General features: G+C 71.1%; 17 protein-coding genes. 9 read left to right on the top strand and 8 right to left on the bottom strand.

Annotated features, from left to right (window positions below):
- Positions 1 to 88 precede the first annotated feature (88 nt).
- Positions 89 to 868 carry an enoyl-CoA hydratase-related protein gene (locus tag ACWPN5_RS15555; protein WP_145681371.1) on the bottom strand — a complete coding sequence of 260 codons (780 nt, stop codon included), beginning with the start codon at positions 866 to 868 and terminating at the stop codon, positions 89 to 91.
- Between the two features lie 205 nt (positions 869 to 1073).
- Between ACWPN5_RS15555 and ACWPN5_RS15550 the strand changes: the two genes are divergently transcribed.
- The 3 genes from ACWPN5_RS15550 to ACWPN5_RS15540 all read left to right on the top strand — a co-directional run bounded on the left by ACWPN5_RS15550 (position 1074) and on the right by ACWPN5_RS15540 (position 4799).
- Positions 1074 to 2735 (top strand): peptide ABC transporter substrate-binding protein, encoded by a 1662-nt coding sequence (locus tag ACWPN5_RS15550; protein WP_492296183.1) that lies wholly within the window; start codon positions 1074 to 1076, stop codon positions 2733 to 2735.
- Between the two features lie 208 nt (positions 2736 to 2943).
- Positions 2944 to 3909 carry an ABC transporter permease gene (locus ACWPN5_RS15545; RefSeq protein WP_114861773.1) on the top strand — a complete coding sequence of 322 codons (966 nt, stop codon included), beginning with the start codon at positions 2944 to 2946 and terminating at the stop codon, positions 3907 to 3909.
- Positions 3906 to 4799: an ABC transporter permease gene (locus ACWPN5_RS15540; protein WP_492296182.1), complete on the top strand. Its 894-nt coding sequence runs from the start codon at positions 3906 to 3908 to the stop codon at positions 4797 to 4799. Before ACWPN5_RS15545 ends, ACWPN5_RS15540 begins: the two co-directional genes overlap by 4 nt.
- Positions 4800 to 4932: 133 nt before the next feature.
- Here ACWPN5_RS15540 and ACWPN5_RS15535 read toward each other — a convergent pair whose 3' ends face one another.
- The 4 genes from ACWPN5_RS15535 to ACWPN5_RS15520 all read right to left on the bottom strand — a co-directional run bounded on the left by ACWPN5_RS15535 (position 4933) and on the right by ACWPN5_RS15520 (position 8076).
- Complete coding sequence (locus ACWPN5_RS15535; protein ID WP_492296180.1) at positions 4933 to 5397, bottom strand: protease complex subunit PrcB family protein; 465 nt, start codon at positions 5395 to 5397, stop codon at positions 4933 to 4935.
- A gap of 8 nt (positions 5398 to 5405) precedes the next feature.
- Positions 5406 to 6026, bottom strand: coding sequence for a glutathione S-transferase family protein (locus tag ACWPN5_RS15530; RefSeq protein ID WP_492296178.1), 621 nt, complete (start codon positions 6024 to 6026; stop codon positions 5406 to 5408).
- Positions 6027 to 6165: 139 nt separating this feature from the next.
- Complete coding sequence (gene hemN, locus ACWPN5_RS15525; protein ID WP_492296177.1) at positions 6166 to 7572, bottom strand: oxygen-independent coproporphyrinogen III oxidase; 1407 nt, start codon at positions 7570 to 7572, stop codon at positions 6166 to 6168.
- 81 nt (positions 7573 to 7653) lie between these two features.
- A complete protein-coding gene (locus ACWPN5_RS15520) occupies positions 7654 to 8076 on the bottom strand; it encodes a DUF4112 domain-containing protein (RefSeq protein WP_145681376.1) in 423 nt (140 codons plus the stop codon).
- Between the two features lie 483 nt (positions 8077 to 8559).
- Here ACWPN5_RS15520 and ACWPN5_RS15515 point away from each other — a divergent pair, with 483 nt between their 5' ends.
- The 3 genes from ACWPN5_RS15515 (at position 8560) to ACWPN5_RS15505 (ending at position 11001) form a co-directional block, all read left to right on the top strand.
- Positions 8560 to 8796, top strand: a complete 237-nt coding sequence (locus tag ACWPN5_RS15515; RefSeq protein WP_145681377.1) for a hypothetical protein — start codon at positions 8560 to 8562, stop codon at positions 8794 to 8796.
- Between the two features lie 149 nt (positions 8797 to 8945).
- On the top strand, positions 8946 to 10037 hold the full coding sequence (locus tag ACWPN5_RS15510) for a Tim44 domain-containing protein (RefSeq protein ID WP_492296175.1): 1092 nt from the start codon (positions 8946 to 8948) through the stop codon (positions 10035 to 10037).
- Between the two features lie 181 nt (positions 10038 to 10218).
- Positions 10219 to 11001 (top strand): ImuA family protein, encoded by a 783-nt coding sequence (locus tag ACWPN5_RS15505; RefSeq protein ID WP_492296173.1) that lies wholly within the window; start codon positions 10219 to 10221, stop codon positions 10999 to 11001.
- An 83-nt stretch (positions 11002 to 11084) separates the two neighbouring features.
- Here ACWPN5_RS15505 and ACWPN5_RS15500 read toward each other — a convergent pair whose 3' ends face one another.
- Positions 11085 to 11255, bottom strand: coding sequence for a hypothetical protein (locus ACWPN5_RS15500; protein WP_186465980.1), 171 nt, complete (start codon positions 11253 to 11255; stop codon positions 11085 to 11087).
- Between the two features lie 224 nt (positions 11256 to 11479).
- Here ACWPN5_RS15500 and ACWPN5_RS15495 point away from each other — a divergent pair, with 224 nt between their 5' ends.
- Together ACWPN5_RS15495 and ACWPN5_RS15490 are read left to right on the top strand one after the other, a co-directional pair.
- Positions 11480 to 12193, top strand: coding sequence for a tRNA-uridine aminocarboxypropyltransferase (locus tag ACWPN5_RS15495; protein WP_492296171.1), 714 nt, complete (start codon positions 11480 to 11482; stop codon positions 12191 to 12193).
- Between the two features lie 311 nt (positions 12194 to 12504).
- Positions 12505 to 13083, top strand: a complete 579-nt coding sequence (locus ACWPN5_RS15490; protein WP_145681380.1) for a tyrosine phosphatase family protein — start codon at positions 12505 to 12507, stop codon at positions 13081 to 13083.
- 21 nt (positions 13084 to 13104) lie between these two features.
- Here ACWPN5_RS15490 and ACWPN5_RS15485 read toward each other — a convergent pair whose 3' ends face one another.
- Both ACWPN5_RS15485 and ACWPN5_RS15480 read right to left on the bottom strand, forming a co-directional pair.
- Complete coding sequence (locus ACWPN5_RS15485; protein ID WP_492296169.1) at positions 13105 to 16392, bottom strand: error-prone DNA polymerase; 3288 nt, start codon at positions 16390 to 16392, stop codon at positions 13105 to 13107.
- A 10-nt stretch (positions 16393 to 16402) separates the two neighbouring features.
- Positions 16403 to 18103: a Y-family DNA polymerase gene (locus tag ACWPN5_RS15480; protein WP_492296167.1), complete on the bottom strand. Its 1701-nt coding sequence runs from the start codon at positions 18101 to 18103 to the stop codon at positions 16403 to 16405.
- 168 nt (positions 18104 to 18271) lie between these two features.
- Between ACWPN5_RS15480 and ACWPN5_RS15475 the strand changes: the two genes are divergently transcribed.
- Positions 18272 to 18802 (top strand): hypothetical protein, encoded by a 531-nt coding sequence (locus ACWPN5_RS15475; protein WP_492296165.1) that lies wholly within the window; start codon positions 18272 to 18274, stop codon positions 18800 to 18802.
- Positions 18803 to 18844 lie beyond the last annotated feature (42 nt).

The raw sequence follows: 18844 nt of genomic DNA, 5'->3' as shown, positions 1-18844 counted from the left end.
GGTGGGACGGGGGAGGCAGTTTTCCCAATCTGGACTTCCCCCGTCCGGAAACCACCGCTATGGCGCGAACCCTGGCATGCGCGGCCGCTCAGCGCCCTTTGAAGACCGGCTTGCGTTTCTCCAGGAACGCCCGGTAGCCCTCGCGGAAATCCTCCGTGCCGAAGCAGTGGTAGCATTCGGCGATCTCCGCCTCCGACAGCGGGGCGGGGTCGGACAGGCGGCGGACGAACTGCTTGTGTAGGCGGGCGGCCAGCGGGGCGCCCCCGGCGATGCGTTCGCAGGTCGCGGCGATTTCCTCCTCGAAGGCCTCGTCGGCGACGAGGCGGTGGACCAGCCGCTTGTCCTTGGCCTCCTCCGCGCCGAAGACGCGGCCCTCCAGCAGGATCTCCAGCGCCGCCGGGCCGCCCGCGATGTCGTGGAGCAGCTTCAGCTCCGGCAGCGCCATGGAGATGCCGAGCCGGCTGACCGGCACGCCGAAGCGGCTGCCCGCCGTGCAGACCCGCAGGTCGCAGGCCAGCGCGACGGCCAGCCCGATGCCGCAGCAGGCGCCCTGGATGGCCGCCAGCGTCGGGTGCGGCAGATCGCGCAGCAGGGCCAGCCCCTCGTCCATCAGCACGCCGTAGTCGGCGCCCTGCTCGGGGCTGTTGCGCTCCGTCTCGAATTCGGAGATGTCGGCGCCGGGGCTGAAGGCCCGCCCGCCGGCGCCGCGCAGAACCACCGCGCGCACCGTTTCGTCGGCGCCGAGCCGGCGCAGCAGCGGGATCAGCGCCTGCCACATCGGCTTGTCGAAGGCGTTCAGCTTGTCGGGGTTGCTGAGGGTCAGCGTGGCGACGACGCCGTCGCGGCTCAGGGTCACGGTGCCGGCCATGGCCTGTCGGGCTCCCCATCCATTCGGTTGCGTATGGGAAAGACCACAAACACCGGCGGCCCCGTTCCGTCAAGGGCTTCCCTTGGGGCTTCGCAAAGCCTGCTTCCACTCTGGACCGCAAGGCCGCGGGTCCCCATAGTTCGTAGCCGGGACTTCACCGGACGGAGATGACGCCGCGATGCGAACGGGATTGGCGCGAACGGGATTGGCCGCTTTCACCCTGGCCGCCGCTCTGGCCGCCGCCCCGATGGGCTCGTCCGCGCAAGCGGCGAAGGACGAGCTGGTGATCGGCATGACCCAGTTCCCGTCCAACTGGCACCCCTCCATGGAAGCGATGATGGCGAAGAGCTACGTCCTGTCCATGGCGCGCCGGCCCTTTACCGCCTACGACCCCGACTGGCGGCTGACCTGCCTGCTCTGCACCGAGCTGCCGGCGCTGGACAAGGGCACCGCGGAGTATGAGACGCGGGCCGACGGCAAGAAGGGCATCAAGGTCACCTACACCATCAACCCCAAGGCGACCTGGGGCGACGGCACGCCGGTGACGACCGAGGACGTGCTGTTCACCTGGACGGTGGGCAAGCACGCGCAGAGCGGCTACAGCAACTTCGACCTGTTCGCCCGCGACATCGTGGCGATCGACGCGAAGGACGAGCGCACCTTCACCATCCACCGCGACAAGGCGGTGTGCAGCTACGCCGAGATCAACGACTTCGAGATCCTGCCCGCCCATCTGGAGCGCGCGGTGTTCGAGGCCGACCCGGCGACCTACCGCAACCGCTCCAAGTACGAGACCGACACGACGAACCCCGGCCTGTGGTTCGGCCCCTACCGCATCGCCCAGGTCGAGCCGGGCAGCCATGTGGTGCTGGAGCCCAACCCGACCTGGTGGGGCGCGAAGCCGGCCTTCAAGCGGGTGATCGTGAAGTCCATCGAGAACACCGCCGCGCTGGAGGCCAACCTGCTGGCCGGGCAGGTCGACATGGTGCCGGGGGAGACCGGCCTGCCGCTCGACCAGGTGCTCGCCTTCGAGAAGCGGCACGGCAGCCGTTACAACGTCTTCTACAAGCCGGGCCTGTTCTTCGAGCATGTCGAGCTGAACCTCGACAACCCGGCGCTGGCCGATGTGCGGGTGCGCCGGGCGCTGCTCCACGCCATCGACCGCGAGGCGATCTCCAAGCAGCTCTACGACGGACGCCAGCCGGTCGCCCACAACGAGATCAGCCCGCTCGACCGCGTGCACGCGCCGGGCTACCCGACCTACGCCTTCGACCCGGCGCTGGCCGGCAAGCTGCTGGACGAGGCGGGCTGGAGCGAGCGGCGCGCCGGGGTGCGTCACAACGCCAAGGGGGAACGGCTGTCGCTGGAGATCATGACGACCGCCGGCAACCGCTCCCGCGAGGTGCTGCAGCAGGTGCTCCAGGCGCAGTGGCGGCAGGCCGGGGTGGAGGTTCGCATCGTCAACGAGCCGGCCCGCGTCCTGTTCGGCGACACGCTGGAGAAGCGCCGCTTCAAGTCGATGGCGCTGTTCGCCTGGATCAGCGCGCCGGAGAACATCCCGCGCACCATCCTGCATTCCAGCATGATCCCCACGGAGGCCAACAACTGGGCGGGCCAGAACTACACCGGCTACCGGAACCCGGAGATGGACAAGGTCCTGGAGGACCTGGAGCATGTCTGCGAGCCCGACGCCAACCGCGCGCTCTGGGCGAAGCTGCAGACGCTCTACGCCCAGGACCTGCCGAACCTGCCGCTGTTCTTCCGCGCCGATCCGTTCATCCTGCCGCCCTGGCTGGAGGGCGTGGTGCCGACCGGACATCTGGATTCCAGCACGCTGTGGATCGAGACGTGGAAGGCGAAGGAGTGAAGGGGCTGTCGCGGTTGGTTGCCCCCACCCTCCCACGCTTGCGCGTGGGTCCCTCCCTCCCCCGCTCTCGGCGGACCAAAGGTCCGCCTGCCGCGTCAGCGCAAACCATAGGTTTGCGCGAGAGCTTCGCGGGAGAGGGAAAGTTGGCCCCCTCTCCCGCGAAGCGGGGGAGGGCTGGGGAGGGGGCAAATGGGACCATGACCAGCCCATGACCCGCTTCCTCGCCTCCCGCCTGCTCCAGGCGCTGGTCGTCCTGCTGCTGATGAGCTTCGTCATCACCGTCCTGATGACGCTGATGCCGGGCGATCCGGTGGACATGATGCTGGCCGGCAACCCGCGCGCCACGCCCGCCGACGCGGCGCGGCTGAAGGCGCTCTACGGCCTCGACAAGCCGTTGCTGGACCGTTACTGGCATTGGCTCCAGGCGGCGCTGATGGGGGATTTCGGCTTCTCCCGGCTCTACGCGCAACCGGTGCTGACGATCCTGCTGCCGCGGCTGGGCAACACGCTGCTGCTGCTCGGCGCGGCGATGGCGCTGACGCTCGCGGTGGCGCTACCGCTCGGCGTCTACGCGGCGCGGCGGCCCTACGGCTGGGCCGACAACGCCATCAACCTGTTCTGCTTCGCCGGCATCTCGGTCCCGGCCTTCTGGCTGGCGCTGCTGCTGATCCTGCTCTTCGCGGTGGAGTTGCAATGGCTGCCCGCTTCCGGCCTCGGCCCGGTCGGCGGCGAGGGCTGGTGGGAGCGGCTGCCCTACCTCGTGCTGCCGGTGGCCTCGCTGACGCTGGCGAGCATCGGCGGCTACACGCGCTACGTCCGCGCCGCGATGATGGGGGAGCTTCGCCAGGATTACGTCCGCACCGCCCGCGCCAAGGGGCTGGGGGAGGGGCGGGTGGTCTGGCGCCACGCGCTGCGCAACGCGACCATCCCCATCGTGACCATCGTGGCGCTGGAGTTCGGCGCCCTCTTCTCCGGCGCGCTGGTGACCGAGACGATGTTCGCCTGGCCGGGCATGGGCAAGCTGATCTACGACAGCATCATGGGCAACGACCTGAACGTGGCGCTGGTGGCGCTGCTGTTCGCCACGCTGACGACGCTGGCCGGCAACCTGCTGGCCGACGCCGCCTACGCCGGGCTGGACCCGCGCATTTCCTTCAAGGGGGACGGGGCGTGAGGGCCGGGCGCTTCCTGCGGCGCTTCGCCCGCCACCGGCTGGCGGTGGTCAGCGCCCTGCTGCTGCTGGTGCTGGCCGTCGCCGCCGCGGCGGCGCCCTGGGTGGAGCACTGGCTGGGGGTGGAAGCGACGGGCATCAGCCTGCTCGACCGCTTCGGTCCGCCCTCCGCCCTGCACCCGCTGGGCACCGACGAACTGGGGCGCGACGTGCTGGTGCGGCTGCTCTACGGCGGGCGGGTGTCGCTGTTCGTCGGCGTGGCGGCGGCGCTGGCCTCCGCCGTCATCGGCACGGGGATCGGGCTGCTGGCCGGCTATTTCGGCGGGCGGCTCGATGACCTGCTGATGCGCGTGACGGACGGGCTGATCGCGCTGCCGCTGCTGCCGCTGCTGATCGTTCTGGGCGCCATCGACCTGACGCGGCTGGGCATCCCGCCCGAGGTGGCGGGATCGGAGGACGCCAGCCTGCTGCGCATCGTCGTTCTGGTGGCGCTGTTCGGCTGGACCACGGTGGCGCGGCTGGTGCGCGGGGCCACCCTGTCGGCGCGGCGGCGCGACTATGTGCGGGCGGCGGTGGCGATGGGGGCGGGCAGCCGCCGCATCATGCTGGCCCACATCCTGCCGAACGTCGCCGCTCCCGCCGTGGTGGCGACGACGCTGACGGTCGGCAACGTGATCCTGCTGGAGTCGGTGCTGAGCTTCCTGGGTCTTGGCATCCAGCCGCCGCTGCCCTCCTGGGGCAACATGCTGACCAACGCGCAGGAGCTGGTGGGGACGGCGCCGCTGCTGGCGGTGTGGCCAGGGCTGTTGATCTTCCTGACGGTGATCGCCGTCAACCTGCTGGGCGACGGGCTGCAGGACGCGCTGGACCCGCGGGTGGTGGGGAAGAAGTAGGGGAGCGAGGTCTTGCCCCCTCCCTGACCCTCCCCCGCTTTGCGGTGGAGGGGATCAAGCTCCCTCTCCTGCGTCAGCGGGGGAGGGAAGGGGCCCGCGGCGAAGCCGTGGGAAGGGTGGGGGCAAGTGCCCCTCACTTCTCCCGCTGAAACTTCGCCGCCCCGGCCGCCATCGGGATCAGCCGCACTGCATAAGGCGACGTCTGCATCTGCGCCACCGCCTGGGCCGGGCCCGGAACCCGCTCGCGGTAGCCGACGACCACGTCGCCGCCCGCCGCCCGCGCGCTGACGATGGACACGCCGTAGCCGCCGGTGTCGCGCGGGCCGAGGAAGACCGCCGCGGCCATGCGGTCGCCGGGCAGAGGGCCCGGCGCGGCCTCGCCGACGCGGGCCCAGAGGTCGTTCCATTCCTGCGGGTTGCGGGCGACCACATAGGCGCGCTCGTAAGCCTGGCTGCGATCGCCCTGCCAATAGGTGCCGGGATCGGCGTCGGTGGGAAGCAGGGCCTGCGGCTCCGTGCCGTCCGGGGCGGTCTGGCAGGCGCCGAGAAGGGGAAGCGCCACGGTGAGGGCGAGAAGCGCGACGGCTGGGCGGGTCATGCGGCGGCTCACTCCGGCACCGCCATGCCGCGCTTGACCGCCGGGCGCTCGGCGACGGCGTCGTGCCAGCGCTTCAGGTTGGGGTAGCGGTCCAGCACGTTGCCCTCCGCCTTGGCGGCCACGGCGACGAAGGGGAAACAGGCGATGTCGGCGATGGAGTAGGCGCCGCCGGCCAGATGCTCCGACCCGCCCAGACGCTCCTCCATCGCGGCGTGGATGCGCTGCAGCTCGCCTTTGAAATAGTCGATGGCGTAGGGGATCTTTTCCGGCGCCATGACGGCGAAGCGGAACTTGCTCAGGCCCGAGGGGCCGAGGTCGCTGACGCCCAGCATCAGCCAGCTCATCGCCTCCGCCCGCTCGTCCTCGTCCTCGGGCAGCAGGCGGCCGGTGCGCTCCGCGTAGTGCAGCAGGATGGCCCCCGACCCGAACAGGCGGCGCCTCTTGCCGCCGGGAAGTTCCTCGACGACGGCCGGGATCTTGCCGATCGGGCTGACCGCCAGATAGTCGGGCTGACGGCCTTCGCCGGCCACGAGGTCGACCTTGTGGACCTTGTAGGTGAGACCCAGCTCTTCCAGCAGGATCGAAGCCTTTTGCCCGTTCGGCGACGCGAAGGTGTAGAGCGTGATCATCGGTGCCCGTCCCTGGAGCCTGTCCCTTTGCCATGTCCGCAAAGGCGTTCAACAGGCGCCAGTTTCGCCGATTTGCGCACGGAAGGCCAGAGGCAGGCCAAAAGCGCCTTTCTGCCGGCCGTTCCGAAGGACTCCGTCGTCAGACCGCCCGGCTGTGCTTCCCGGCGCCGGTGGACAGGTAGGTGTCGAAGCGCGCGGCGACGATGCGCATCAGCGGGCGGGCAGGCTCCGGCACATGGACGCGGCGGCCCTCCACCACGGCGACCCCGTCGGCCACCAGATCGGCCATGGCCTCCAGGTCGGCGTCGAAGGTGCCGGCGGCCAGCCCATGGGCCTCGGCCACCGCGCCGACATCCACCGACAGGTCGCACATCAGCCGCACGATCAGGTCGCGGCGCAGCCGGTCGTCGGCGGTTAGCGTCAGCCCCTTGCCGGTCGGGAAGGCTCCGGCCTCGACAGCTTGGGCGTACTGGTCGAAGGGAACGGCGTTCTGCACATAGCCCTGCGGCAGCGCCCCGATGGACGAGGCGCCGAAGCCCAGCAGCACCTCCGCGTCGTCGGTCGTGTAGCCCTGGAAGTTGCGGCTGAGCCGCCCCTCGGCCTGCTGCACGGCCAGCTCGTCGTCGGGCCGGGCGAAGTGGTCGAGGCCGATGGGCTGGAAGCCGGCGTCGGTCAGCACCGCGGCGATGGACGCGAACTGCTCCCAGCGGCCCAGCGTTCCGGCGAGCGCCGATTCGTCGATCTTCTTCTGGTGCGTCTTCATCCACGGCACATGGGCGTAGCCGAAGACCGACAGCCGGTCCGGCGCCATGGTCAGGGCGATCTCGGCGGACCGCGCGACGCTTTCCACCGACTGGCCGGGCAGGCCGTACATCAGGTCGAGGTTGATGTGGCGGATGCCGTTGGCGCGCAGCCACTCCAGCGCCTGCTCGGTCTGCTCCCGCGGCTGGATGCGGTTGATGGCGGCCTGCACCCCGGCGTCGAAGTCCTGCACGCCGAGCGAGGCGCGGTTGACCCCGGCGCGGCCCAGCGCCTCGGCCATGTCGCGGGTCAGGGTGCGCGGGTCGATCTCCACCGCGATCTCCGCGTCCGGCGTCACGTCATAACGCTCGCGCAGCAGGGCGATCAGCGATTCGAAGTCGTCCGGCGCCATCATGGTCGGCGTGCCGCCGCCGAAATGGATGTGCCGCACCCGCAGCCGTCCGGAAATGCGGTCGGCGACCATGCCGATCTCGCGCCGGAGATGGCCGAGATACTCGGCGATGGGGGCGTAGCGGGCGACGATCTTGGTGTGGCAACCGCAGTACCAGCACATCTTCGCGCAGAAGGGCACGTGCAGGTACAGCGACCCCGTGTGCGCCGCCGTGTCCAACTCCGCCAGCCAGCCCGCGTAGCGCTCCGCCCCCACGGCGGCGGTGAAGTGCGGCGCCGTCGGGTAGCTGGTGTAGCGGGGCACCCGCAGCCCGTCGTACTTGGCGAGCAGGGCGGCGTTCAGCGGGGCGGTCGGGGCGGCGGTGGCGCAGGCCACGGGGGAGATCGCGTTCATGGCGGGGAGGATCGTGCAGACCGCCGTCCGCCGCTTTGACACAAGTCAAGCGTTCGAACGCCCGCCGGTCAGACCCACCCGTCAGGCGGCCGCCAGCCGGTTCTCCAGATGCTCCAGCAGCAGGTTCAGGTTGCGGCGGTTGGCCTTGAAGCCGATGTCGAAGAGGGCGCCGACCACCGGGACCGAGCCGCCGGCCCAGTCCACGGCCATGTTGGCGATCATCCGGGCGATCAGGCTCTTCGGAAGGTCGAAGCGGGTGGCCTCCATGATGATGTAGGCGGCCACCACGGTGGTCGCCGTGCTGCCGGCGACCGGGACCAGGGCGGCGATGCCGTCCAGTCCGAAGGGAATGCGCGTGCCGGGAACGCGCCAGCGCGTGTCCATCAGCCGGGTCAGCCGGCGCAGCCGTTCCAGCCGTTCGAGATCGATGGAGATGACCGGCGGCGCCGTGGCGACGCCCGAGAGGGTGGTGGCGGGCGCGGGACGCGTGCGGATGTCGCTCATGGGGCTTCACCGGAGCAGAAGAGCCGCCGTGGGGAGCCGCCGGCGGGGAAAGCCGTGGGCGGTGCCGGTCGGGCGTGTCGGGTTGAGCAACCCGCGGCTGTCCCCGCGGTTCCCGGCCTATCTCCATCGGGTGTCCGGCACCACGGACGCGCTCACGGCCCGGGCGGGGCCGTCGTCATACGGATGATCGGGCGGACGCAGGGTCATCGTCCGAAAGGAGAGGGGGTGGCGGACCGGATGCGGCGAATGGACGCGCGGGTCCCGCGTGCCTGGAGCCAGTGATTTGATACTCCAGGAGATTCTGCGGCGTTTCCGGACTTTTCGACGGCCATATGTCGAAGGCCTCTCTGGTCTGGAACGCCCTTAAGCACAACAATGGTGCGCGCAGGTCGAGACTTAAGACCGAAAAGAACCGAACGGGCACCCGCTCCACAGGGTGATGGGCGGGGCACCAGTCATCGGAAGAAAGCAGGGAGGATCGTCATGACCACACTCTATTGCGCCTGCTGCGGACAGCCGTTCCGCCGCAGCTCGCCGCGCGGCCCGGCGCCGCTCTATTGCTCGCGCGATTGCCGCCGTCAGATCGAGGTCCGCCGCCGCGTCTGGGCGTCTCTGCAGGCGTCGGAACGGTCGGCTGCCGCACCGCTGACGCCGGTGGTGCCGGTCGGTTCGGGAGCCTTCCATCCGGTGGACAGGGTGTGGGAGCGCGCCTCCGCCTGAGCGGTGACGATGGGAACGTCGCAGGCAGTCTGCGCATTTTTTGGCCGGTTTGGTTGTGGCCCCTCTAAAACAGCAGGGCTGCCATACCATATAGGAGGACGCTACATGAGTGAGCGTCCCCCGAACCGAGGGCTTTACCGAACACGGCCATGACCCAGAACACGCGATCCCCCCGCACCGTTTCCCGCACTCCGGCCCGCGCCTTCGGCGCCGTCGCTCTGGCGCTGGCCGTGGCGCTGACAGCCGGAACCGCCGACGCCCGCGCCGGTAAGAGCAGTTCCGCGGGCAGCCGCGGCTCGCGCACTTACGAGGCGCCGGCCCAGACCAACACCGCGCCGCGCGCCGCCCCGATGGAGCGCTCGGCCGCCCCCGCCCAGACGCCGGGCGCCCAGCAGCCGGGCATGCAGCAGCCGGGCATGGCGTCCCCGGCGGCGGCGCAGCGCGGCGGCTTCTTCTCGCGCGGCGGCTTCATGCCGGCCCTGATGGGCGGCCTGATCGGCGCCGGCATCGCCGGCATGCTGTTCGGCGGCGGCTTCCTCGACGGGCTGGGCAGCTTCGCGGGCATCCTGGGCTTCATCCTCCAGATCCTGCTGGTCGTCTTCCTGGTCCGGCTGGCCATGCGCTTCTTCCGCAACCGTTCGGCGGGCGCGGCGCGGCCGGCGGGCATGGGCGCTTCCAACGCCGCCTATGCCGGCCCGAATCCGGGCGCCATGAACCCTGGTGCGATGAACCGCGAGGCGGTGGACGCGCGCTCGAACCCGCTGGGTGGCGGCGCTCGCGGCAGCGCCGCGGCGGGTCCGGCTTCGTCCGGCCGTCCGGGCGTGCGCCGTGACGACCTGGGCATCGGTCCGGCCGACTATCAGGCGTTCGAGCAGACTCTGGTCGCGGTCCAGACCGCCTACGGCAACGAGGACCTGACGGCCCTGCGCGCCGCCGTGACGCCGGAGATGGCCTCCTACTTCACCGAGGAACTGGCGGCGAACCACAACCGCGGCGTGGTCAACCGCCTGTCTGACGTCCGCCTGCTCCAGGGCGACCTGGCCGAGGCGTGGCGCGAGGGCAACGTGGAATACGCCACCGTGGCGATGCGCTTCTCGCTGACCGACGTGACGGTGGACCGCGCGAGCAACCGCGTGGTCGAGGGCGATCCGAACCGTCCGGTCGAAGCCACGGAAATCTGGACCTTCACCCGTCCGCGCGGCGGGCGCTGGGTCCTGTCGGCGATCCAACAGGCCGGCTGACCACTCTCCACTCCTCAACCGGTCTCGCGGGGGGGCGTCCGAAAGGGCGCCCCCTTTCGCATTTCCGGACTCCCCTGGACAGGCGGGGCATGATAGAACATATCAGGAACAAATACCTGTCCAGCGGAAGCGAGTCATGCCCGATTCCCAAATGGCCCATTCCCAAATGCCACATTCCCGGATGTCCGAAGAGCCTCCGCCAAACCGGGCGGCGGTGCTGGCCGACCTGCGCGCCCGCATCCGGGGCCTGGAAGGGCTGGGCGGGGAGGGGGCGCGGGTGCTGCCCTTCGGCCTGCCGGACCTCGACGGGGCCTTTCCGGCGGGGGGGCTGCCGCTCGGCTGCCTGCACGAGGTGGCCGGGGAGGAGCCGGGGGCCGGCACGGCCTTCGCCGCGCATCTGCTGGCCCGCCTCGCCAGCGTGGCGGCGCCCGCGCTGTGGGTCGTGCGCGGGCGTGACCTGCACGCCGCCGGGCTGGCCGCCTATGGGCTGACGCCGGACCGGCTGATCGCCGTGCGCGTCACCCGTGACGCCGACGCGCTGTGGGCGATGGAGGAGGCGCTGCGCTGCAGGCGGCTGTCCGCCGTGCTGGGGGAGGTCGGGGGGGTGGACCTGACGGCGAGCCGCCGGCTGCAACTGGCCGCCGAGTCGTCGGGTGTGACGGGATTCCTGTTGCAGGGCACCGCCCGCCGCTCGGCGGCGAGTGCGGCGGTCACCCGCTGGCGGATCGCGCCGGCCGCCAGTTGGACGGCGGAGCCGGGCGTCGGCGATCCGCGCTGGCGCGCCGAGTTGGAGCGCTGCCGGGGCGGTCGCCCGGGGGCGTGGCTTCTGGACTGGCGCGACGGCGCCCTGGTCCCGGCGCAAGCACCGGAGCGGGCCGTTCCCGCGCCGGCATCAACGTCCACCCCGGTTCGGCGTCCGGCCCCGGCGAGCGGAAGCGGACCGTCCTGGGCCGAGGTGGCGTGATGCGGACGGAAGGACGGGCGGCGATGTCGCTTACGCGACAGTTGCCCGTGTCGCTTGCGCGACGGCCGTCTGTCGGCTTCCGGTCAGTAGTTGGTGGCCCAGTCGGGCAGGGGACGCCCGGTTTCGCCATCCCGGTCGGCGTCGGGCGGAAAGGGCGCGTCGTCCGCGTAGAGCGGCAGTTGCCGGGCGAATTCCGCCGATTCCTCGGCCCGGCGTTGCTCCAGCAAGCGGGCGGCCAAATGAGCGGGCAGCATGGCAAGCCTCCTTCTGAGCGTCGGGAGAGCCTGGGGAGCGGTCCTGTCGGCCGCCCTCGGCCCAACCCGTCCTGTGTGTCTGGACGCTATCATGCAAGGTCCAGGCCTCTAAGTGATGCAGATCACGCGTTATGCAAACTTTAATGCGCCCGTTTCTTTTTTCAGGCCCCGTTCCTTTTTTCGGATGAGAGGCCCATAGTCCCCGCCTCCCGCTTTTCCCGCCGATGTTCCTTCTTCCGAGACCGACCATGCACGCCGAACCCTGCCCCACCTGCCTAAAACCTATGCATTTGTGCGTCTGCGAGGCAGTGGAGCCGATCGACAACGCCGTCTTCCTGCTCATCCTCCAGCACCCGCAGGAAAAGCGCGAGACGCTGGGCACCGCGCAGATCGCCCATCTCCAGTTCAAGAACTCCGCGTTGAAGGTGGGGCTGAGCTGGTCGAACCTGAAGCGCATCCTGGGACGCGAGGTCGATTACAAGCGCTGGGGCGTGCTCTATCTCGGCCCGGTCAAGCAGGGCGCGGCCCCGCTGCCGGAGGTGTCCGTGGTGGACAAGGGCGGCGTCCCGCAGAAGGACAGCGAACTGGTGCTGGGCGACCTGGAGGGCGTCATCGTCCTGGACGGCACCTGGAGCCAGGCCAAGACGCTGTGGTGGCGCAACCCGTGGCTCCTGAAGTGCCGGCGCATCGTGCTGAACCCGCAGTTCCGCTCCCTCTACGGGCAGGCCCGCAAGGAGCCGCGGCGCGACAGCGTGTCGACCCTGGAGGCCGCCGCCTTCCTGCTGTCGCGGCTGGAGGCCGAGCCGGCGGTCCTCGACCGCGCGCTGAAGCCTTTCGCGCTGCTGCTGAAGAAGCTGCGAGCGCCGCGCCCGCGCCCCGTTCTGCCGCCCCGCGCGGACGCGGCGGAGCCGGCCGCGGAAGGAGACGAGGCGGAATAATCCGCATTTCTTCCGGGATCGCCCTTTCCGGGTAAGCCCCCTCGACCAGGGCGGCCGCGGCAACCAACACGCCGTTTCGCTGTTGGGGATTGCATCGGCCGCTTGGGTCTCAACGCAAGCGGGCCTCAACCAAGGGAGCGATCCATGAAGGGCGTTTTGCTGTGGCTTGTCGGTATTCCCATTCCGATCATTCTTCTGCTGTACCTGTTCAACGTCCTCTGATCGGGCCTTCGATCGGCTTGACGGCACGGACCGGCGGCGCCACATGCGAACCGCGCCGCCCTCCGCGCGCACGGCAAGAGACGAGGACCATGGCCCGCGATTTCGTTCCCTTCGGACTGACCGTCTGCGGCATCGAGGAGCTGAACGGCTTCTGCGAGGCCGGCGTGACCCACGTCCTGTCGATCCTCGACCCCGGCCACCCGGAGCCGACTGCTTTCGGGTCCTACGGCGAGCACACGCGGCTGGAACTGCGCTTCCACGACATCATCGACCCCTACATGGGCCAGTCCCTGCCGCAGCGCGCCGACGTCGAGCGCATCCTGGCCTTCGGGCGCGACCTGATGACCGAGCCGACCGGGGTGGGTGGGCTGCTCGTCCATTGCCACGCCGGCATTTCACGCTCGACCGCCGCCCTGACCATGATCCTGGCCCAGGCCAGCCCCGACCGTCCCGCCGCCGAGGCGATGGCCGCCGTGGTCAACATCCGCCACAAGGCGTGGCCCAACCTGCGCATGATCGAATTCGCCGACGAGATCCTGGAGCGCAAGGGCGAGCTGGTCGCCGCCGTCCGCGCCCGCCACCGCAGCTATGGCTTGGAGCGTCCCGATCTGGTCCAGTTCATGATCGACAACGGCCGGGTGCGCGAGGTCGCGGATCTGATCGACTGACCGCTCCTTTCCAACCGCTCCTCAGCGGAAATTCCGCCCCTCCGGGAAGACCGCGGCGGTGGACCGGTTGGGCAGCGCGTCGGGGTCGGTCAGGTCGCGCAGCCGGTGCGTCAGGTCGCTCAGCCGCTCGACGCGCAGGTGGATGACCTCGCCGCCCTCGTCGTTGGGCTTGCCGCTGCGCTCCACCCGGCCGGTGGCGGCGATCAGGCGGGCGCCGATGATCGTCTTGCGGAACGTCTCGAACACGTCGGGCATGATGACGAGGTTGGCGATGCCGGTCTCGTCCTCCAGCGTGATGAAGACCACGCCCTCGGCACTGCCCGGCCGCTGCCGGACCAACGCCAGTCCCGCCACGGTCAGCCGCGTTCCGGCCCGCACCGTGCCCAGCCGTTCGGTCGGGGCCACTCCGGCGAAGCCGTCCCGCAGCAGCGCCATGGGGTGCGCCTTCAGCGACAGGCACAGGCTGCCGTAGTCCATCACCACATGCTCGCCCAGCGCCATGGCCGGCAGGAGGGCCTGTGGCTCGTCCCGGGCGGAGTCGGCGAGGCCGGCGAACAGCGGCAGCGGCTGCGCCCCCAACGCCTTCACCGCCCACAGCGCGGCCCGCCGGTCCAGCCCGACGGAGCGGAAGGCGTCGGCCTTGGCCAGCCGCTCCAGCCCGGCGACCGGCATGCGCGCGCGGCGCCACAGGTCGTAGGGATCGCGGTAGCCCGCTCCACGGCACAGCACGAGTTGTTGCGCGTCGTCCGCGTCCATCCCCCGGACGAGCCGCAGGCCGAGGCGCAGGGCATGCCTTATCCCCTCTCCCGCCCCGGGAGAGGGTGGCCGCGCAGCGGCCGGGTGAGGGTGCATCCAAGGATTGGCGCGCTGATTCTCGGCGTTACCCTCACCCTCCCGCCTTTGGCGGGTCCCTCCCTCTCCCGGGGCGGGAGAGGGTGACAGGGGTTCCAGCGTGCAGTCCCAGTCGGAGGCGTTCACGTCCGGGGGCAGCACGGTCACCCCATGCTCGCGGGCGTCGCGGACGATCTGGGCGGGGGCGTAGAAGCCCATGGGCTGGCTGTTCAGCAGCGCCGCGGCGAAGACGTCCGGGTGATGGCACTTCATCCAGGCCGACACATAGGCCAGCAGGGCGAAGCTTGCCGCGTGGCTCTCGGGGAAGCCGTACTCGCCGAACCCCTCGATCTGCTGGAAGCAGCGCTCGGCGAAGGCGCGGTCGTAGCCTTTCCCGACCATGCCCTCGATGAACCGGTCGCGGAAGAGCTGGACCTCTCCGGTTTTGCGGAAGGTCGCCATGGCGCGGCGCAGCCGGTCGGCGTCCTCTGCGCTGAAGCCGGCGCCGACGATGGCGATCTGCATCGCCTGTTCCTGGAACAGCGGCACGCCCAGCGTCCTCTTCAGCACCGCTTCCAGGTCGGGAGATGGGTAGGTGACCAATTCCTCTTTGTTGCGGCGGCGCAGGTAGGGGTGGACCATGTCGCCCTGGATCGGGCCGGGACGCACGATGGCGACCTGGATCACCAGATCGTAGAACCTCTTGGGCCGCAGGCGGGGCAGCATGGACATCTGCGCCCGGCTCTCCACCTGGAAGACGCCCAAGCTGTCGGCCCGGCACAGCATGTCGTAGGTCGCCGGGTCCCCCTGCGGCACCGTTGCCAGCGTCAGGGGACGCTCGTAATGCCGCTTCAGCAGATCGAAGCCGCGGTGCAGGCAGGTCAGCATGCCCAGCGCCAGCACGTCCACCTTCAGGATGCCCAGCGCGTCGATGTCATCCTTGTCCCACTCGATGGTCGTGCGGCCTTCCATGGCGGCGTTGGCGATGGGGCACAGGTCGCTCAGGGGGCCGCGGGTGATGACGAAGCCGCCGACATGCTGCGACAGGTGGCGGGGGAAGCCGATCAGCTCCTGCGCCAGCTCCAGCGTCTGGCGCAGCCGCGGGTCGTCGGGGTCGAAGCCGTATTGCCGGGCGCGCTCCTCGTCCACGCCGTGGCGGCTCCAGCCCCAGACGGAGGAGGACAGCCGCGCCACCAGATCGGCGGACAGGCCCATGGCCTTGCCGACCTCGCGGATGGCGCCGCGGGCGCGGTAGCGGATGACGGTGGCGGTCAGCCCGGCCCGCTCGCGCCCGTATTTCCGATAGATGTACTGGATGACCTCCTCGCGCCGCTCATGCTCGAAATCCACGTCGATGTCCGGCGGCTCGTTGCGGGCCGAGGAGATGAAGCGTTCGAACAGCAACGTGGTGGTGGCGGGATCGACCGAGGTGATGCCCAGGCAGTAGCAGACCGCCGAATTGGCCGCCGAGCCACGCCCCTGGCAGAGGATGTCCTGCGAGCGGGCGTAGCGCACGATGTCGTGCACCGTCAGGAAATAGGGTGCGTAATCGAGTTGCCCGATCAGCGCCAATTCGCGGTGAAGAGTCTGCGCCACCGTCTCCGGGACGCCGTCCGGGTAGCGGCGGGCGGCGCCGGCCCAGGTCAGATCGGTCAGCGTCTCCTGCGGGCTGCGCCCGTCCTCGGCCACCTCGTCCGGGTATTCGTAGCGCAGTTCCTCCAGCGAGAAGCGGCAGGCGGCGGCGATCTCCACCGTGCGGGCGACCGCGTCGGGGTGGCGGTGGAACAGGCGGGCCATCTCCACCCCGGCCTTCAGGTGCCGCTCGGCGTTGGCGGACAGGCGCCAGCCCGCCGCGTCGATGGTCGTGCCGCTGCGGATGCAGGTCATCACGTCGGCCAGCGGGCGGCGGGCGGGCGTGTGATAGAGCACGTCGTTGGTCGCCACCAGCGGCACCCGCTCCGCCTCCGCCAATCCGCCCAGCCAGGACAGCCGCCGCTGGTCGTCGCCGCGGTAGCGGTGGCTGGCGGCGAGGTGCAGGCGGTCCCCCAGATCGTTGCGCCAGCCGCGCAGCGCGTGGACGAAGGCGGGGTCGCGCCGGTCCGGCGGCACCAGCAGGAACAGCATCCCCTCCGCATGCTCCAGCAGGTCGGCGCGGCCGATGAAGCAGGCGCCCTTGGGCGCCCGCCGCTTGCCCAGCGTCAGCAGCCGCGACAGCCGCGCGTAGGCCGCCCGGTCGGTGGGGTAGGCGAGCAGGCTGTCCGCGTCGGTCAGGTCCAGCCGGCAGCCGACGATCAGGCGCAGCCCGTGCTTGCGGGCGGCGGCGTGCGCCTGCACCACCCCGGCCAGCGAGTTGCGGTCGGTCACCGCCACGGCGGCGTGACCGAGGCCGGCGGCGGTCAGCGCCAGCTCGTCCGGGTGGGACGCGCCCTCCAGGAAGGTGAAGCTGGTGGAGACCTGGAGTTCGGCGTAGGGGGTCATGGCGGCCCCATCATCCGAAGAAGCCGTGCAGGAACCACAGCGCCGCCACGCCGGGCCGGTACAGCCCCTGGCGGAAGACCCAGAAGCGGCGGCCGGCCTCGTCCTCGACGCGGTAATAGTCGCGGGGCTCGCCGTCGCGCCGCCACCATTCGGCCTCGATCCGCTCCGGCCCGTCGGCATGGCGGATGCGATGCTGGACGCCGCGCCAGCGGAACATAACCGGCGGGTCGTCGGGAACCAGGGCCATGGCCTCGATGGGCTCCGGCGGGGCGAGCAGCCGCACCGGGCGGGGGCGGTCGGCGGGCCACAGGGCACAGCCGGGGGGGGGCGCGAAGGCCGGGGCAAAGGCGGAGGCGGGGGCCACGCTGCGCTCCGGCAGCCAGCTCTGCCGCGGGACCAGCCGCAGCACCGCCCGCTCCCCCAGCCGGTTGCCCAGACGGTCCAGCAGTTCGGCCAGTTCCGGCTGCCCGCCCATGCCTCCATCTGTACCGCCATCCAGCGCGGCCTGCGCGGCGGCGAGCGGGCCGGCCTCGGTGGCCGACAGCACCATCAGCTCCAGGCCGGGGCCGGGCTCCACCCGGTCGAGCTTCTGGGCGAACAGCCGCATCAGCGTGTCCGGGCGGCGCACCGGGTGGCCGGTGCCGATGGCCAGCGTCTGAGGCGCGTCCTCCAGCCGGCGGTCCACCCGGTGCAGCTCCAACCGCAGGCGGCGGGCGCCCTCGCCTGTGTTCTCCAGCCCGGCGCAGAGGAAGGCCAGCAGGCGGCGCAGCGCCTCGGCGATGGCCTCGGCGGTGGTGATCGGCTCGGGCAGGGCGAGGCGGGCGCAGTGCGGCGGCACCGGCAGGCGGGGGGACAGCGGCTCGTCCAGCCGTCCGTAGGCCTGGTCGAGCCGCCGCAGCAGCTCCGGCCCGAAGCGGGCGGCCAGCGTGGCGCGGGGGAGGGCGTGCAGGTCGCCGATCCGCCGCAGCCCCACCGCGGCCAGCCCCTCCACCGTGGCGGCGGGCAAGCGCAGCGCCGCGACGGGGAGGGGGGAGAGGAGGGTGTCGGCCCGGTTGCCCCCTCCCTCCCGCTTCGCGGGTCCCCCCCTCCCCCGCTGCGCGGGAGAGGGCCAATTTGCAAAGATGGCAGCGGTTCCCTCTCTCGCGCAGCTCTCGCGCAAACCAAAGGTTTGCGCTGACGCGGCAGGCGGACCTTCGGTCCGCCGAGAGCGGGGGAGGGTTAGGGAGGGGGCAGCAAACCGCGCCAGCGCCCAGGCCGCCGCGGGCGTGTCGGCCACCGCCAGCCGCAACTCGAAGCCCGCCGCGGTCAGGCGGGCGGTCAGGTCGGCGGCCATGGCCGCCTCGCCGCCGAACAGATGGGCGCAGCCGGTGATGTCCAACGCCACCCCGTCGGGGCCGTCCGGGGCGGTCCAGGGGGTGTAGCGCGTGCACCAGCCGGCGATCCGCTCCAGCAGGCGGGCGTCCGACTCGGGATCGGCGTCGAAGACGGCCAGGGCGGGTTCGATGGCGCGGGCGTCGGCCAAACTCATGCCGGGCCACACCCCGGCCTCCTCGGCCCCGCGGTTGACAGCGGCCACGCCCAGCCGCCCGCGCTCGGCCAGGATGGCGGCCAGCGGATGGCCGCGCCGCTCGGGATGGCGGCGGCTGTGGGCGTCGGTGGGCAGCCGCGGCAGCCACAGGGACAGGATGCGCCGCGCCGCCCGTTCCGTCATGCCCAACCCTCCCTTCGCCGCTGCGGATGCCAACAATCCCAGACCGAACAAAACAAGAACATTCTAGCGGCAAAATCCGGCGGGTGGGAGTCCCCTTGCGGCCTCGCCAAAAAGGGGCAGATGGGTGGTGGGCCTTGTCACGCCTTTGCAGGACACGACATGGTTGGTATGACACCGCTCCGCCCCCCCGCCGCCTTTCTGCCCGTCGCCGTCGCGCTCACCGCCTTCGCGCTGGGGGCTTGCGCTCCGGATGTGCACGACGAGATGCCGGGACGGGCCCAGGCGGCACCGCCGGCGGCCGCGCAGAGCGGCGGGTTGAAGACGTTGCGCCAGATCCAGGCGGAGGAGAACGCCCGCCCGATCTCCCCACCGCGACCGCAGCCGGCGCCCGCCCCGCCGCAAAAGCTCTCCGACGCCTCGCAGGCGCCCGGCCAGCCTCCCGACCAGCCGCCGGTGCGCCGCCGCGGCAGTTCGTCCCCGCCGCCGCCGCCCATCGACCAGCCGGCCACGCCCGCCCTGCCGGCGCCGGGCTCCACCCAGGGGCTGACCGACCGCGCCAAGCGCGACCTGATGAGCCCGGAGGTCGACCGGCTGCGCACCGACGACGCCATGGGCCGGCTCGACCCGCTGCAGCAGCGCGACCTGCTCCGCAAGCAGCAGGACCTCCGCCAGTACGGACCTGGTCCCCTGGGATACTGACGTCCGGCCTCCACAAGCTCCCGCCCTGGTCACTTGACCCCA

The organism is Azospirillum sp. UENF 211521, assembly GCF_058780535.1.
The sequence above is the reverse complement of the archived record's forward strand: the minus strand, read 5'-3'. Positions and strand labels throughout refer to the sequence as shown.